Source organism: Aeromonas sp. R3-1 (assembly GCF_040908345.1).
Taxonomy (GTDB): Bacteria; Pseudomonadota; Gammaproteobacteria; order Enterobacterales; family Aeromonadaceae; genus Aeromonas; species Aeromonas veronii.
Genome location: NZ_JBFODN010000242.1, coordinates 76,420 through 92,530, shown reverse-complemented (window position 1 = coordinate 92,530; position 16,111 = coordinate 76,420). Strand labels below are relative to the sequence as shown.

Here is a 16,111-nt window from a genome sequence, read left to right as displayed (position 1 = left end):
TTGATGTTATGTCAACCAGAGGATGATGTCATGACACTTTGCTTAATCCTGCTGGCGCTGTTACTGAGTGGCTGCAGCCCGGTCACAGAGTCAGAAGAAACACCCGCCCTGACCCGGGTGATCGCCCAGCCGCTGCAAGCCAGCGATCACTACCCGGTGCTGCACCGTTTCAATGGCCGGGTGATCGCTGCCGAACACAGCCAGATAGGCTTCGAGCTGGCAGGGCGGATCGCCACCCTGCACAAGGGACGCGGAGAGCCGGTAGCGGCCGGTGAGCTGCTCGCCACACTGGACACCCGGCTGCTGGCAGTGGAAGCCAAAGAGCTGGCCGCCCGGGCAGCCCAGAACGAGGCCGAGCTGACCCTTGCCCGACAGACGCTCGAACGACTCACCGCCCTGCGCCAGCAGCAGTTCAGCTCCCGACAGGCGCTGGATGAACAGCAAGGCAAAGTCCGCATGCTGGAGGCAAGCGCCAACCAGCTGGCCGCCGCCCTCGAAGCCAACCGGGTCACACAGGAAAAATCACAGCTGCGCGCCCCCTTCAACGGGATCGTAGTCAGCCGCGAGCAGGCATTGGGGGCCGTGGTGGCCGCAGGCCAGCCTCTCTTCTCCCTGACCCGCAGCGGCCAGTGGGAGGCCGATATCGGCGTGCCGGTGAAACAGGCCGAGACCCTGCTCGTCGGCCAACACTACCCCCTGCAAAGCGGGGAGCAATCACTGGAGGGGCGCCTGCTTAATCTGGGGGTACAAGTGGACGGGCAGACACACACCCGCACCGCCCGCTTCCAGCTGACCCGGGGCGGTGAACAGCTGGCAGAGGGACAACTGATCACCCTGCTGCATCAGACCCGCGAGCCCACCCGCGCCTACGAGGTACCGCTCACCGCGCTGACCCAGGGATTGCGCGGCAGCTGGACCCTCTATCTGCTCAATGACGAAACGCCACCCCGGGTGGTCAGTCGGGACGTCACCCTGCTGCAGCAAGATGGCGAGCGGGCCTGGATCAGTGGTGCCCTGAATGGACAGGAACAGCTGGTGACCGATGGCCTGCATAAACTGGTGCCGGGCCAGCAGGTCACCCTGACAACCAGCGTGGCTCATCAGGCAGGCCATCCGGAGCCACAGTCATGATCCGCCCGTTTATCGAGAATGGCCGCCTGCTGCTGCTGACGGTCGCGCTGCTGCTGACGGCCGCCCTTGCGGCATTGCAGACCCTGCCCAGAACCGAAGATCCCCAGCTCACCAGCCGCTTTGCCAGCGTGGTTACCCACTTCCCCGGGGCCAGCGCCGAGCGGGTGGAAGCGCTGGTGAGCGAGCCCATCGAGAACCGGCTGCGGGCCCAGAGCGAGATCAAGCTGATCGAGTCGAGCTCTCGCCCCGGCCTCTCCATCATCAATCTGGAGCTCAAGGATGAGGTCAGCGATGTCGAACCCGTCTGGTCCAGAGTCCGTGACCGGCTGGCAGATCTGGCCGCCGTGCTGCCAGCCGGCGCCAGTGCCCCCAAGCTGGATGACGAGAAGGGCTACCCCTTCACCCGGCTGGTCAATGTGGTCTGGCGCGGGCCGGGCCAGCCGCAGCTGGATCGCCTCGCCCGCTACAGCGCCGAGCTGGAACGCAGGGCTCGCCAGCTGCCGGGTACCGAATACGTCGAGCGGGTCGGGGCACCGCATGAGGAGATCGAGGTGCGGTTCGATCCCCTCGCCCTCAGTGCCAGCGGCATGAGTGGCGAACAGCTTGCCCAGGCGCTGAGTGGTGCCGATGCCAAGGTGGCCGCCGGGGAGCTGCAGGGCAGCCACAATCGCTTTCAGGTGGAGATCCGTGGCGCCCTCGATACCCTGGAGCGGATCCGCCAGATCCCGCTGCGTACCGGCGAGCAGGGCCAGACCCTGCGCCTTGGCGATCTGGCCGAGGTAAGACGTACCCTGCACCAGCCGGAGAGTCAGCTGGCCTTTGCCAATGGTGAACGGGCCGTGGTGGTCGGCCTGCGCATGGCACAGGATCACCGCATCGACCTCTGGTCGGCACGGGTCGATACCATGCTGGCCCAGCTGCAACAGGACTTGCCGGATAATATAGGCCTCGTCACCAGCTTCGATCAGCAGCGTTATACCGATCAGCGGCTCGACACCCTGCTCATCAACATTGTGCAGGGCTTCCTCATCATAGTGGCAGTGCTGCTGGTGACCTTGGGAGTCAAGGCCGCCATTATCGTGGCCCTGTCGCTGCCGCTTACTGTGGCGTTCTCATTCGCCTGCATGAACCTGATCAATCTGCCCATTCACCAGATGTCGGTCACCGGTCTGGTGGTGGCGCTCGGGATCATGGTGGACAACGCCATCGTCATGGCGGATCGGGTGCAGTATCAGCGCCGCCACGGCATGGCCATGAGTGCCGCCGCACTGGAAGCCATCGGCCACCTCTGGCTACCACTGCTGGGCTCCACCCTCACCACTATGCTCGCCTTTATGCCGATCATTCTGATGCCGGGCCCGGCGGGCGAGTTTGTCGGCGGCATCGCCTGGGCGGTGATCTGTTCGCTGCTGGGCTCCTACCTCATCGCCCACACCCTGGTGGCTGGCCTCGCAGCCCGCTGGATTGGCAGTGATCAGGGGGGACGCTGGTATCAGGATGGCTTGCACCTGCCCCGGGTGAGCGTCCGTTTCCAGCAGAGCATCGCCATGGCGCTGGCTCACCCCTGGCGTACCCTGCTGCTGGTCAGTCTGCTGCCCCTGCTCGGTTTCTGGGTGGCGGGCCGCCTCACCGAACAGTTCTTTCCCCCTGCCGACCGGGACATGATCCACATCGAGGCCAGCCTATCCCCACAGGCGAGCCTGGCGCGCACCCGCGAGCTGGCACTGGGGATCTCCGCCGAGCTGGCCAGCCTCCCCGAGCTGGTTCGTCAGGATTGGGTGGTGGGCGACAACGCCCCCAGCTTCTACTACAACCTGGTGCCCAGAAAACAGGGGCGGGCCGATTACGCCCAGGGGATGATCACTCTGCAGGATGCCGATGCTGCCGAGCGGCTCATTCCACAACTGCAGCAGCGGCTCGATGCAAAATTTCCCGAAGCGCAGATCCTGGTGCGCAAGCTGGAACAGGGGCCGCCTTTCAATGCCCCCGTCGAGCTGCGGCTGTTTGGCCCCGACCTTGAACAACTACACCGTCTGGGAGAGGAGCTGCGCAGTCTGCTCGCCAATACCCCGGCCGTGGTGCAGACCCGCGCCACCTTGCAGGCAGGGGCACCCAAACTCTGGTTGCAGGTCGATGAGGAGGCCGCCCGACTGGCAGGCATGAGCCTGACCGATGTTGCCTCCCGGCTGGCGGGTGCACTGGATGGCAGGTTGGGCGGCACTGTGCTGGAAGGCACCGAGTCAATCCCGGTTCGGGTGCGACTGGCCGAGCCCTTGCGTCAGGATCCGGATGCGCTGCTCAATGTGCCGCTGTCGCTCACCGGCACCGGCCAGCAAGGGGCAGCCAATCTTACCTTGCGGGCGCTGGCCACTCCCGAGCTGCTGCCAAGCTGGGGGGAGATCAGCCGTCGGGATGGTGAGCGGGTCAATGTGCTGGAGGCCTATCTGGCGGTCGGCGTACTGCCGCAAACCGTGCTGGAGCAGGTAAAAGAGAGGCTGGCCGCCAAGGCGCTGGCATTGCCGCCGGGCTATCGACTGGAGTTTGGCGGGGAAGCCGCCAAGCGGGATGAATCGGTGGGCAATCTGATGGCCCATGTCAGCCTGGTCGCCGTGCTGCTGGTGGCCGTGCTGGTGCTAAGCTTCAACTCGTTCCGGCTGGCGGGCATCGTCACCCTGGTGGCGTTCCAGTCGGCGGGGCTCGGGCTGCTGTGGGTCTGGCTGCTGGGGTACCCCTTCGGGTTTACGGTGATCATCGCCCTGCTGGGACTGATGGGGCTGGCCATCAACGCCGCCATCGTCATTCTGGCCGAGCTGAAGGCAGACCCGCTGGCACAACAGGGCAATCTGCCGCAGATCCGTGACCTGGTGGCCGGTTGCAGCCGCCACATCGTCTCGACCACCATCACCACGGTGGGCGGCTTCATCCCGCTATTGCTGGGGGGCGGCGGCTTCTGGCCCCCCTTTGCCATCGCCATCGCCGGTGGCACAGCGCTGGCGACCCTGCTCTCGTTCTACTTTGTGCCGGTGGCGTTTGTGTTGTTCAACCGCCGCCGTCCTGACCCTGTACAGGAGAGCTGCAACGCGCAAGATCAGTTGTCGGGCTGACCCAGCATGGCTTTGAGCCGCTCTTCCAGGGTGGGCTCGGGGGCCTTGAGGGTCGCCATAAAGAGCTGCTCGATACCGGCCTTGTCCTGACTTTTCACGATAAACACCAGTCGGGACTGGGCCTTGCCCTCCGGCCAGTCACCCAATGCCTGCAGCGGATAGAGCTGGCCGTGGACGCCGTGGATCACCACCGGCTGGCTCTCTCCCTCCAACTGCAAGATCCCCTTGAGCCGCAGCAGGGCATCGCCGTATTGGGCCTGCACCGCATCGATGGCGGCCAGCAGGCGAGAGGGCTTGAGCGGCTCACCGATACGCAGGGAGAAACTCTCGATGTTGCCGTGCTCGAAGTGGGTGGGCGCAGCTGTGCCCACCTTGGCGGCGAACGGTTGCATCTTCGGCTGCATGGGTGACGCCAGCCCCTGCTTGGGGGATTCGGTGCGCAGCCAAGCCAGCAGCTGGCGCACATCGCGCCCCGCCGCTTCGTTGTAGGCGCCGAGCTTCTCCAGCACTGCTGGCGACAGTTCGCCATTGGTCACCTGCTGGATCGGGGCCGCCGGATTGAGTGCCGCCAGCTGGGCTTCGACCCGTGCCAGCTGCTCGCAATCCACCAGGTCCCCCTTGCTCACCACCAGCAGATCCGCCAGCGCCACCTGTTTCACCGCTTCATATTGAGCCGCCAGCTGCTGCTCGATATGGCCGGCATCCACCACGGTGACGGTGCCATCGAAGCGGTAGCGCTGGGCAATAAAGCCCTCTTCGCGCAGGGTAAAGAGCACGGGTGCAGGATCTGCCAGACCGGTGGTCTCGATAATTAGCCGCTTGAACGGTTTAATTTTGCGCTGGATGGCCTTCATAAACAGCCCCTGCAACGCCTCCACCAAAGAGCCCTGCACCGAGCAGCAGATGCAGCCGGAGTCGAGCAGCATCACCTGCTCATCCACCTGTTGCACCAGATGGTGATCCAGCCCCACCGAGCCGAACTCGTTGATCAGCACGGCGCACTCGCCAAGCTCCGGCTGCTTGACCCAGTGGTTGAGCAAGGTTGTCTTGCCGCTGCCGAGAAAGCCGGTCAGCAGGGTCACTGGGATACGGGTATCTTGCATATCGGTCATGTCAGATCCTTACCGGTTGGCAAACAGGTCGCTGAGCCAGCGGTTCTCAAAGCGGCCGTGGGGGTCGAGCTCGGCTTTCAACGCAACAAAGTCGCTCCAGCGTGGCAGCAAGGCCGGGAAGTCATAGAGATCCATCGCCAGATGCTTGCCAAAATGGGGGATGCCGCCAATCGGCACCAGCAGTTGCTGCAGCTCGCGCATCTGCTCCATGGAGCCGTTGACGAAGGTGCCGTCCGCCGCCAGATAGACCAGAAAACCGATCCAGCAGACCGACTGGCCATAGGCGGCGCTGAGCCAGGCCTCGGAAGGGCCGGTGCAACGCAGGATAAAGGGGTAGTGCAACACGCCCGGGTTGGCCTGCTGCCAGGCCTGCAGGGTCTCCAGAGCCTCGTTCATGCGATGCAGCGGCACCGCCACCTCGCAGTTGATTTGGGGCGCCGGGATCCCCTTGCAGAGGATCTGGTAGACGTTGCCCACCAGATCGGAGGCATCCTTGAAGCGGCGCACCGTCTCGAAGTGCTCACCGGCCAGCGCCTCATCCTTGGTGTCTTTGGCCATCTTCTGCATGGTGGCGTCGATAGTGGCATTAAGAGCAGCGTTCATGCGGGCGTCGATATCACCATCCAGCAGCAGCGGCTCGCTACCCGCGGCCCGGTAGCGGGCAACCTCCTCATCGGAGGCGGGATCCACCAGCCAGATGTGGCTCTCGCCGGTCCAGGCAAACCACCAGCTCTTCACAAAGCCATGCTCGCGGTTGAGCCGCTCGTTGTGCTCCAGGAGGAAGGGGTAATCGGTGGTGAACTTGGTGCAACGCATGATGCGGTTGGGCACGGTACGCAGGGTGACGTCTAGCAGGATGCCGAGCATCCCCATCCCCATCACGAAGGCGCCGAAGCGCGGGTCGGTGCGATCCACCCGGATGATGTCGCCATTGGCCAGCATCACGGTCATCGCCTCCACCGCATCGCACAGGGCTGACTGATGCAGCCCCTGACCGTGGGTGCCGGTGCTGAGGGCGCCGCCCAGAGTCTGGATGCCGATAACCCCAGGGGAAGCCGGCAGCATCCGCTCCATGGCGATAAGATCGCCGTAGACGATATCGAGCGGCGTCCCCGCCTGATAGGTCACGGTATCGGCGGTTTTCGCCAACTGGCCGCGCAGGTGGTGCAAGTCCACCAGCAGTGCCTGACTGCCCTCGGCGTAGACGCTATGAATGGGCTCAAAAGAGAGGCCGGAGCCGATAAGGCGCAGCTTGCGCTCGGGGTGTTCCCGCAGCAGCGCTTGCAACTCGTCGCGGCTTTTCGGGCGCCACACCTGATCCAGCGCCCCGAGGGGATTGGTTTTCGACCAGTTGAACAGCACCTCCCGATTACCGATCGCCTTGATGCTGTGAAATGCCTGGAACTGAACCGTCATACCGCGCCTCATCTTTTACTGACGTCAAAATGAGCGCCGATTCTACCGAAAAGCGAGCCGCAAGGCATGAAAAACAAGCCCCTGCAGTCGAGGGGGGATAGGGAGAGATCACTCCCCTACCCTGCCAGACGGGAACTTGTCCGCCCGTCTGTCACCGATAGATCAGGTCGCATTCGGGATGCCTCGCACCCCATCTGGCTGGCGGGTTTGTGCCTCTTCCGGCAGCAGCTCCTCGCAGAACTGGCGCAGCGGCATGGGGCGGGCAAACAGATACCCCTGCAGATAGTCGACCCCTTTGGCCCTGAGATAATCAGCCTGACGCTCACTCTCCACCCCTTCCGCCACCAGCGCCAGACCGAGCCGGGTCGCCAGATCGATCACGTTGTCCACGATATGTTCCGAGAGCGACTCGGTACCGATGCGGGCGATAAAGGATTTGTCGATCTTGAGGTAATTCACATGAAACTGCTGCAGGTAAGCCAGGCTGGAGTGGCCGGTGCCAAAGTCGTCGATGGCGAGTTTGACCCCCATCTCGTCCAGCTGGCGGAACAGGGAGAGGGTCTGGGGATCTGACATCAGCAGCTCCCGCTCGGTCAGCTCCAGCACCAGTACCACCTTGCCGGGGAGGAAGTGGCCGAGAAAGGCGCGGCACTCGGCCAGCAGGGCAAAATCGTGACAATGGGCGGCGCTGATGTTGAAGCTGATATGAAACCCATCGGGCAACTGCTCCTGAGAGCGGTTCAACCTTGTCGCCACCTGCTTCATGATATGGGTGGTCATGGGGACGATCAGTCCCGACTCCTCCGCTTGCGGGATAAAGAGATCGGGCCGGATCACCCCTTCATTGACATGCTCCCAGCGCATCAGCACCTCGGCGCCCATCATCTTGCCGTCGTGGCTGGCAATCAGGGGCTGCAGATAGGGAACAAACTCCCTGGCCCGCAGGGCGCGTCGCAATTCATCTGTTGGCGAGCCGGGGCGCCCCAGCACCCACCACACCAACCAGGCCAGCAAAAGCGAGGAAACCGCCAGCCACGACAGCGCCACGTGCCGCGCGGCCCACAGCGACTTCCAGTAGACCGGCATGGCATAACCGGCATGGATGGTGAAAGGATAATGGGACGAGGTGAGGGCCTGGCTGATCCCGCGATGGAGGGTGGGCGCCTCGCTCAGATAGCGGCCAGACTCATTGAGCCAGGCAGGCCCCACCTGCAGATAGAGCGCACTGGATTTTCCGCTCATGGAGAGCATGAAGCTGAGCTGGGTACTGTCGATGGCACTCAAGGCGGCATCCTTGCCCTGTTCGGTGCGCACTACCAGCAGAGGGTGATTTTGCCGCACCCGGTTGCCACTCATCAGCAGTAGCTTGCGGCCGGTGTAGATGGAACCGTCATCGGCATCATTGGCTTCACCAAACAGCGAGGTGCAATTGATGATGCCGTTTCGCACCAGATTGACCGAACGCAGGAAAGGCTCGATGGCGACCTTCTTGCGCAGCACCAGCAGATTGTCGCGACAGGGAGCATTCACCAAGGGCAGCACGGAGCGATTGGCCTGCTCCGCATGATCCAGCATCGACTCCATCAGGGTTCTGGCCTTGTGGGCCGAGGCGCTGGATTCCGCTTTCAGCTCCTGCACATAATTGCTGTGGATGAGCCAACTTCCCACCAGCAGCGGCAGGGTAAAGACCAGCAAGGCACCGCCGAAGCGTAACCCGGTTCGGGAGAGATCGATCCTGAACAGAAACATAAAGAACCACGCCGCAATTCGTCAGGCCTGCCAACGCAAGCACCCAGTGAACAGATATCCACTTTCCCTCGATAACGATGCCTCATCATTACCGCACATAACCGAACAACATAACCCAAAGCGTTTATAAAACGAACCACCAAACAGGTGGTTGGATCTCTCTAGCAAGGATCGTGCAAACAATCTTCAAAAAAGACGGTGAATAACACACAAATAAATAATGCCGCGTAAATACGCGGCATTATTGGCTTCTTATCGCGAAAATCGCGCAAGAACTCCGTTAAACGGCTTGCTGCAGGATCACCGCATCGGCCTTCTTGGTGTAGGAGGCGATCTCGTTGAAGTTGAGGTAGCGGTAAGTATCTGCCGCAGTGGCATCGAGCGCCTTGGCGTATTGCAGGTACTCTGCCACGGTCGGGATCTTGCCGAGGATGGCGGCAACGGCTGCCAGCTCCGCAGAGGCCAGATAGACGTTGGCACCTTTACCCAGACGGTTCGGGAAGTTACGGGTGGAAGTGGAGACCACCGAGGCCCCTTCCGCTACCCGCGCCTGGTTGCCCATGCACAGGGAGCAGCCCGGGATCTCGATGCGGGCACCGACGCGACCAAAGATGCCGTAGTAGCCCTCTTCGGTCAGCTGATCCTTGTCCATCTTGGTGGGTGGTGCGATCCACATGCGGGTCGGCAGCTCGCCCTGATACTTCTCGAGCAGTTTGCCGGCGGCACGGAAGTGACCGATGTTGGTCATGCAGGAACCGATGAACACCTCGTCGATCTTGTCACCAGCCACGTCGCTCAGCAGACGGGCATCGTCCGGATCGTTCGGCGCACAGAGGATCGGCTCCTTGATGGTGGCCAGATCGATCTCGATGATTTCGGCGTACTCGGCATCCTTGTCCGCTTCCATCAGCACCGGGTTGGCCAGCCACTCTTCCATCCCCTTGATACGGCGGGTGATGGTGCGTACGTCGCCGTAGCCTTCGGAGAGCATCCATTTCAGCATCACGATGTTGGACTTCAGATACTCGATGATCGGCTCTTTATCCAGCTTGATAGTGCAACCGGCAGCGGAACGCTCGGCGCTGGCGTCCGCCAGCTCGAATGCCTGCTCCACTTTCAGGGTCGGCAGACCTTCGATCTCGAGGATACGGCCGGAGAAGATGTTCTTCTTGCCCGCTTTCTCGACGGTCAGCAACCCCTTCTGGATGGCGGCATAGGGGATGGCATGGACCAGATCACGCAGGGTGATACCCGGTTGCAGCTCGCCCTTGAAGCGCACCAGCACGGACTCCGGCATGTCCAGTGGCATCACGCCGGTAGCAGCAGCGAAAGCCACCAGACCGGAGCCCGCCGGGAAGGAGATACCGATGGGGAAACGGGTGTGAGAGTCACCACCGGTACCCACGGTATCCGGCAGCAGCATGCGGTTCAGCCAGGAGTGGATGACGCCGTCACCCGGACGCAGAGAGACACCGCCGCGGTTCATGATGAAGTCCGGCAGGGTGTGGTGGGTCTGTACGTCGATGGGCTTCGGATAGGCGGCAGTGTGGCAGAAGGACTGCATGGTCAGATCGGCGGAGAAGCCGAGACAGGCCAGATCTTTCAGCTCGTCGCGGGTCATCGGGCCCGTGGTGTCCTGGGAGCCGACCGTGGTCATCTTGGGCTCGCAGTAAGTGCCGGGGCGAATGCCCTTCACGCCGCACGCCTTGCCCACCATCTTCTGGGCCAGGGTGAAGCCTTTACCGGTATCGGCCACCGGCTGCGGGCGACGGAATACGGTGGAGAACGGCAGCCCCAGCGCTTCGCGGGCCTTGTCGGTCAGGCCGCGGCCGATGATCAGCGGGATACGGCCACCGGCGCGCACTTCGTCGATCAGTACATCGGTTTTCAATTCAAACTGTGCCAGCACCTGTTCGGTGCCGTGTTTGCAGATCTTGCCGGCATAGGGGTAGATGTCGATTACATCGCCCATTTCCAGCTTGGAGACGTCCACTTCGATAGGCAGAGCGCCGGCATCTTCCATGGTGTTGAAGAAGATCGGGGCAATCTTGCCACCCAGACAGACACCGCCAGCGCGCTTGTTCGGCACGAACGGAATGTCGTCGCCCATAAACCAGAGCACCGAGTTGGTGGCGGATTTACGGGAAGAGCCGGTACCGACCACGTCACCCACATAGGCCAGCGGGAAGCCTTTCTCTTTCAGGGCATCGATGGTCTTGATGGGGCCGACGGCGCCATCCTTGTCCGGGGTAATGCCGGGACGAGCGTTTTTCAGCATCGCCAGCGCGTGCAGCGGAATGTCCGGGCGGGACCAGGCGTCCGGTGCCGGCGAGAGGTCGTCGGTGTTGGTTTCGCCAGTCACCTTGAACACGGTGACGGTGATCTTCTCGGCCAGCTCCGGGCGGGAGAGGAACCACTCGGCATCAGCCCAGGACTGCATCACCTGTTTGGCGTGGACATTGCCCGCCTTGGCCTTCTCTTCCACGTCATGGAAGGAGTCGAACATCAGCAGGGTGTGAGAGAGCCCCTTGGCGGCAAGCGGCGCCAGAGTGGCGTGATCCAGCAGGTCGATCAGCGGTTGAATGTTGTAACCACCCTGCATGGTGCCCAGCAGCTCAACGGCTTCGGCGGCAGTCAGGATGGGAGAGTGGGCTTCGCCCTTGGCGACGGCGGTGAGGAAACCGGCTTTGACATAGGCCGCTTCATCAACACCGGGGGGAATACGGGAGGACAACAGCTCTTTCAGAAAGTCTTCTTCGCCAGCGGGCGGGTTCTTGAGAAGCGTTACCAGGGCGGCGACCTGCTCTGCATCCAGAGGTTTGGCAACCACGCCCTCGGCGGCACGTTCTGCGACGTGTTTACGGTATGTTTCAAGCACGACTAATTCCTCTTTGGTCTTTTTTTGGGGTTCGCCCACGCTCGCGGCGATCGTCCTTGCGGGACACCCCGTAGGGTGCTCCCCACTATATAAGTTTTAACGACTAATTAAAATCCAAACCCTGTTTACTTATTCACCACAAAATCGTAACCAATTAAACAGACTGGTGTTTTTTGAAAATTAATTGAACGCCCTCAACCATAGTTAACAAATTGGCATCATTTCGGCATTATTCGAACGTACTGCCCAATTGCAGATAGAAGACGTCATTGCCCCCCTCCGCCATGCCGTAGCCGAGGAACACAGGGCCGAGGAAGCTCTCCACCCCGACATAAACCGACCCGGCGGTAAACGAGCTCTCCAGACTGATATCCTCACCCTTGTTCCAGACCCCGCCCTGCTCCAGAGATCCACCCAGATAGAGCGGCATCTTGAGGGCACCAAAGTCGTTGTCCGCCACCCGATAGATGTAGCGCAGGCCACCAAACAAGCTGTAGCGACCGCTCAGCTGGTAGCGCTGGAAACCGGAGAGGCGGAACAGCCCGCCCAGATCCTGAATATGCAGCGGCACCACCTCTTCACTGCCCGAGCCACCCCCTTCGAGGATCAGGTTGAGGCTGTGCCTGTCCCATGACCAGGGCTTGATCATCGAGAGCTGATAATTCCAGCCTTCACTGCGACCATCTGCTGACTCGAGTCCATCCACACTGACGTGGGAGTGGCCCAGTTTCATGTCCCATTTCATCCCCTGATAGGGGAAATAGCGGCTATCCAGATTGTCGTGTTCAAAGCGGACATAGGGGCCCCACGCCGTGGCATCCATCTCCAGCCCCTTGAAGTTCTTCACATCAATCGTGCCCAGTTGTCCCTCCAGTCCCATCGACAACCGGCTCCAGGGCTGGCGGTTCCAGCCCACCGCCAGATCACCGCTGAAGAAGGAGTATTCGGAGTCGAGATAGCTTATCGAAACCGCCTCGGGATCCGGATTGGGGAAAAACAGGCGGCGCAGGGTCTGGTCATAGGCCAGACTCGCCTCACCATAGAAGGTCTGGGAGGGTTCGAGCGGGGTATAGAAGTCGGTCTTGATATGTTTGGCCGTGCCCAGCGACGCCTCGGTCAGCCACTCCGCCCCCCACTCATTGACGTTGGTGAGGGTATAGGACATGCCGACGTTGTAGTTGGAGGTGTTCTCGAAGTCATCGGTGAAACCGAACTGGAAGTTGAGGTAGCCCGGCCCCCAGTTCTTCTCGCTGGCATCCACCAGCAGCACGTTCTCACCATCACGCTCCTCCACCTCGTAGGTGATGCGATCGAACGACTCAAGGGCATAGAGGCGGCGAATGCCCGCTTCCAGACTCTCGTTGGTCTGTACCTTGTCCGGACGCACTTTCAGCATGGCGCGCACCGTCTCGTCGGAGAGGCGCGACTTGTTGATGATCTCCACCTTGTCGATGAAGTAGGCGGGCTGACCGCTACGCTCGGCACGGCGGCTCAGCTTCTGGTTGCGATAGGCGTTGTACTGCGCCTTGGTGAGCGACAGTTTATCGAGTTGCAGCGACACCTTGTCAGCCGCCGTCTCACCGATCTTGATCCCCTCCGGCATCCGGGCAAAGTCGGCGATCCCCATATCGCCAAACTCGGGGGCGATCAGAATATCCTTCGGTCCCATCAGCGCCTTCTGCTTGTCGGTGCCCACCTGGGTCATGTAGGTGGTGAGCTGGTCAATCATCGCCAACCCTGACTTGAGGGACTCCCGGGTACGCAGCTTGGCACCGATATCCACCGCGATCACCACGTCGGCCCCCATCGCCTTGGCGACATCTACCGGCATGTTGTTGACGCTGCCGCCGTCCGCCAGGATGTGCCCCTCCCACTCCACCGGCTTGAGGGCGCCGGGAATGGACATGGAGGCCTGCATCGCCTTGGCCAGGCTGCCGTGATCCAGCACAAAGGGGGTGACCGTCTCCATGTCGGTCGCCATGGCGCGGTAGGGAATGGGGAGATCATCGAAGCTCTCCTGCACCGGCAGGTTGGAGGTGGCCCCCCGCAGCAGGCTGGCCATGGATTGGCCCTGGAAGAAACCGTCCGGCAGCTGGGTGGTGTCGCCATTCACCCCTATGTCGGTGCGCAGTTGATACTGCTCGTTCTGCTGCTTTTTACGCAACGACAGCTCGTCGCGGCCAACCTTGTCCTGATACCCCTTGTTCCAATCGATGGCCAAGGTGGTGCGCTCCACCTCCTCGGCACTGAGCCCCATGGCATACATCCCCGCCACATAAGAGCCCATGCTGGTGCCGACTATGATGTCGACCGGAATCCGTTTCTGCTCCAGCACCTTGAGGATGCCGATATGGGCCGATCCCTTGGCGCCGCCGCCACTGAGCACCACCGCAATCTTCGGGCGCTCCCCCTGTGCCGCCACAGCCAGCAGCGGGCAGGCCGCCAGCATCACCAAAAGCAGACGGGTCCATCCCGCACCTAAGCTGCGCATCATATTTTCCATATTATTCAGAGGGTCAGTCACCAAGGATGACCTCTACTATAAGGGGCCCGGCAGTTAGCGCAACCGTCAATCCGCATCCCGCCTGTGCTGCATGGCGAAGGGGCACGCCGCCGCCCCTGTGAGCGCAAACGTAATCCGCAAATAAAGGGCTGCAAGCCTCATGGGTAGCGCCGCGCTGCCGCTAATATGAGCGTCGTCAATCTCAACCTTTTGAGTACCTTTATGCTGGCAACCCTCACTCTTAAACAGAAAATACTGGCCACGGTCACCCTGGCCGTGGTCGTCTCCTGCCTGCTGGTAGGCTACTTCAGCCAACGCTCGGCCCAGCAACTGATCGAAAACCGGATGTTCGAGCAGGAGCTCCCCAACCTGACCCAGCGGATCAGCAAGGAGATTGAACAGGATCTCCACGGCATCGCCCAGGCCGCCCGCCAACTGGCCACCGACCGCTTCATCCTCGACTGGGTGGATCGGGGCATGCCCAAAGAGCAGGAGCCAATCCTCATCAACCAGCTCAAGGATGTGGCCAACCAGTATGGTCTGGTGACCGCCTCCTTCGCCGATCGCCAGACCGCAGCCTACTACAACCAAGATGGCTTTCTGCGCAACCTGACCCCCACGCAAGATGCCTGGTTCTATGACTACACCAAGAGCCAGAAGGAGATGACCCTCAGCATCTTCCGCGAGAGCAACGGCGAGGTGAAGCTGTTCGTCAACTTCCAGCAGCTCAACGGGCGCGGGCTGGCCGGCTTTGCCAAATCCCTCGACACCATGGTGACCATGGTCTCCAACTTCCGGCTGGAAGAGAGCGGCATCGTCTTTATGGTCGATGGCAGCGGCAAAGTGAAACTGCACCCCGAGGCCAACCGCATCGAGCGTGACACGCTTGGCAACATTGCCAGCGGAGATACCGGCAGCCTGCTGGCCAAACGCCCCTTTGCCGTTATCAACGCCGAGGTAAATGGTGAGCCCATGGTACTGGCCAGCAGCTATATCCCGCTGCTCGACTGGTATCTGGTGGCCCAGGTGCCAGAAGCCGAGATCTATGCCGAGCTGGATCAGACCCGCAACGAGATCCTGATGATCTCGCTGGTGATTGCGCTGGCTATGGGTCTGATGGGGATGCTGCTGGCAGGCTCGGTCAGCCGCCCGCTTAACGAGTTGGCCCGCCTGTTCAAGGAGCTGGGCAGCGGCGATGGGGATCTTACCCAGCGACTGAAAGTGGAAGGACGTGACGAACTGAGTCAGGTCGCCACCGGTTTCAACAACTTCGTCGCCAAGATCCACGGCTCCATCGAGCAGGTGGCAGAGAACTCCCGCCAGCTCGCGGCCACCGCCAACGAGGTGGCCAACAAGGCACAGCTGACCCAGCATAACTGTACTGCCCAGCGCGATCGCACCGTACAGGTGGCCACCGCCATCCACGAAATGGGGGCCACGGTGAGCGAGATCGCCGGTAACGCTTCGCTGGCAGCCGAAGTAGCCAGACAGGCCAACGATCAGGCCGATGCAGGGGCAGTAGTGGTGGCGCAGGCGCGCCACGGCATCGTCGACCTCTCTGGTGAGATTGAGCAGGTGGCAGGGGTTATCGAGTCGCTGGCGAGCCAGACCGACTCCATCGGCAGCATCCTCGAAACCATCCGCAGCATCTCGGAGCAGACCAACCTGCTGGCGCTCAACGCCGCCATCGAGGCAGCCCGCGCCGGGGAGCAGGGTCGCGGCTTCGCCGTGGTGGCCGACGAGGTGCGCAACCTCGCCAACCGCTCCGCCGCCTCCACCGCCGAGATCCAGGGCATGATCAACCGGCTGCAGGAGCAGAGTGCCCGCGCCGTCAGCGCCATGACCCAGGGCCGCAGCCAGAGCCTGGCCGTCGTGACCCAGGCTGACGAGGCCAACGGCGCGCTCGGCCAGATCACCGCCCACATCACCCAGATAAACGACATGAACATCCAGGTCGCCACCGCCACCGAAGAGCAGTCGAGCGTGGTCGGCGAACTCAACCGCAACGTGGAGGACATCAACCAGCTCACCATGGAAACCGCCGACATTGCCCACCAGCTGACCGATGCCAGTCGCGGTCTGCAGCAGCTCTCCGGCGAGCTGGACAAGCTGGTCGGCCACTTCCGCCTGTAGCTTTTGGCTGCCTCGGCACGACTTGCCAGAGGGCGCTGCGGCGCCCTCTGTCGCCACCACGGCAGGCCGTGACGCAGGGGCTTTG

The 16,111-nt window shown here is 61.9% G+C and carries 8 protein-coding genes; 3 read left to right on the top strand and 5 right to left on the bottom strand.

From position 1 onward, the window contains the following. Positions 1-30: 30 nt before the first annotated feature. The gene (locus tag AB5Y85_RS16120; RefSeq protein WP_257686559.1) at positions 31-1,131 is read left to right on the top strand and encodes an efflux RND transporter periplasmic adaptor subunit; all 1,101 of its coding nucleotides are present in this window, start codon (positions 31-33) and stop codon (positions 1,129-1,131) included. Further along, positions 1,128-4,235: an efflux RND transporter permease subunit gene (locus AB5Y85_RS16115; protein ID WP_257686558.1), complete on the top strand. Its 3,108-nt coding sequence runs from the start codon at positions 1,128-1,130 to the stop codon at positions 4,233-4,235. Before AB5Y85_RS16120 ends, AB5Y85_RS16115 begins: the two co-directional genes overlap by 4 nt. Here the strand turns inward: AB5Y85_RS16115 and AB5Y85_RS16110 are convergent. The 5 genes from AB5Y85_RS16110 to AB5Y85_RS16090 all read right to left on the bottom strand — a co-directional run bounded on the left by AB5Y85_RS16110 (position 4,220) and on the right by AB5Y85_RS16090 (position 13,881). Continuing rightward, positions 4,220-5,347, bottom strand: coding sequence for a GTP-binding protein (locus AB5Y85_RS16110; protein WP_040068949.1), 1,128 nt, complete (start codon positions 5,345-5,347; stop codon positions 4,220-4,222). The two genes, AB5Y85_RS16115 and AB5Y85_RS16110, sit on opposite strands and share 16 nt — an antisense overlap. 9 nt (positions 5,348-5,356) lie before the next feature. After that, on the bottom strand, positions 5,357-6,763 hold the full coding sequence (locus tag AB5Y85_RS16105; RefSeq protein ID WP_257686557.1) for a D-arabinono-1,4-lactone oxidase: 1,407 nt from the start codon (positions 6,761-6,763) through the stop codon (positions 5,357-5,359). Positions 6,764-6,925: 162 nt separating this feature from the next. Continuing rightward, complete coding sequence (locus AB5Y85_RS16100; RefSeq protein WP_257686556.1) at positions 6,926-8,512, bottom strand: EAL domain-containing protein; 1,587 nt, start codon at positions 8,510-8,512, stop codon at positions 6,926-6,928. 280 nt (positions 8,513-8,792) lie between these two features. Continuing rightward, a complete protein-coding gene (gene acnB, locus AB5Y85_RS16095; RefSeq protein WP_139494784.1) occupies positions 8,793-11,390 on the bottom strand; it encodes a bifunctional aconitate hydratase 2/2-methylisocitrate dehydratase in 2,598 nt (865 codons plus the stop codon). Between the two features lie 229 nt (positions 11,391-11,619). Continuing rightward, the gene (locus AB5Y85_RS16090) at positions 11,620-13,881 is read right to left on the bottom strand and encodes a patatin-like phospholipase family protein (protein ID WP_159159188.1); all 2,262 of its coding nucleotides are present in this window, start codon (positions 13,879-13,881) and stop codon (positions 11,620-11,622) included. Positions 13,882-14,115: 234 nt separating this feature from the next. On the opposite strand from AB5Y85_RS16090, the gene AB5Y85_RS16085 reads away from it, so the two are divergent. Beyond that, positions 14,116-16,026 carry a methyl-accepting chemotaxis protein gene (locus AB5Y85_RS16085; RefSeq protein ID WP_257686555.1) on the top strand — a complete coding sequence of 637 codons (1,911 nt, stop codon included), beginning with the start codon at positions 14,116-14,118 and terminating at the stop codon, positions 16,024-16,026. Positions 16,027-16,111 lie beyond the last annotated feature (85 nt).

Coding starts and splice junctions, on each gene's coding strand:
- AB5Y85_RS16120 (WP_257686559.1), top strand. CDS start 31: ATGACACTTTGCTTAATCCTGCTGGCGCTGTTACTGAGTGGCTGCAGC.
- AB5Y85_RS16115 (WP_257686558.1), top strand. CDS start 1,128: ATGATCCGCCCGTTTATCGAGAATGGCCGCCTGCTGCTGCTGACGGTC.
- AB5Y85_RS16110 (WP_040068949.1), bottom strand. CDS start 5,347: ATGACCGATATGCAAGATACCCGTATCCCAGTGACCCTGCTGACCGGC.
- AB5Y85_RS16105 (WP_257686557.1), bottom strand. CDS start 6,763: ATGACGGTTCAGTTCCAGGCATTTCACAGCATCAAGGCGATCGGTAAT.
- AB5Y85_RS16100 (WP_257686556.1), bottom strand. CDS start 8,512: ATGTTTCTGTTCAGGATCGATCTCTCCCGAACCGGGTTACGCTTCGGC.
- AB5Y85_RS16090 (WP_159159188.1), bottom strand. CDS start 13,881: ATGCGCAGCTTAGGTGCGGGATGGACCCGTCTGCTTTTGGTGATGCTG.
- AB5Y85_RS16085 (WP_257686555.1), top strand. CDS start 14,116: ATGCTGGCAACCCTCACTCTTAAACAGAAAATACTGGCCACGGTCACC.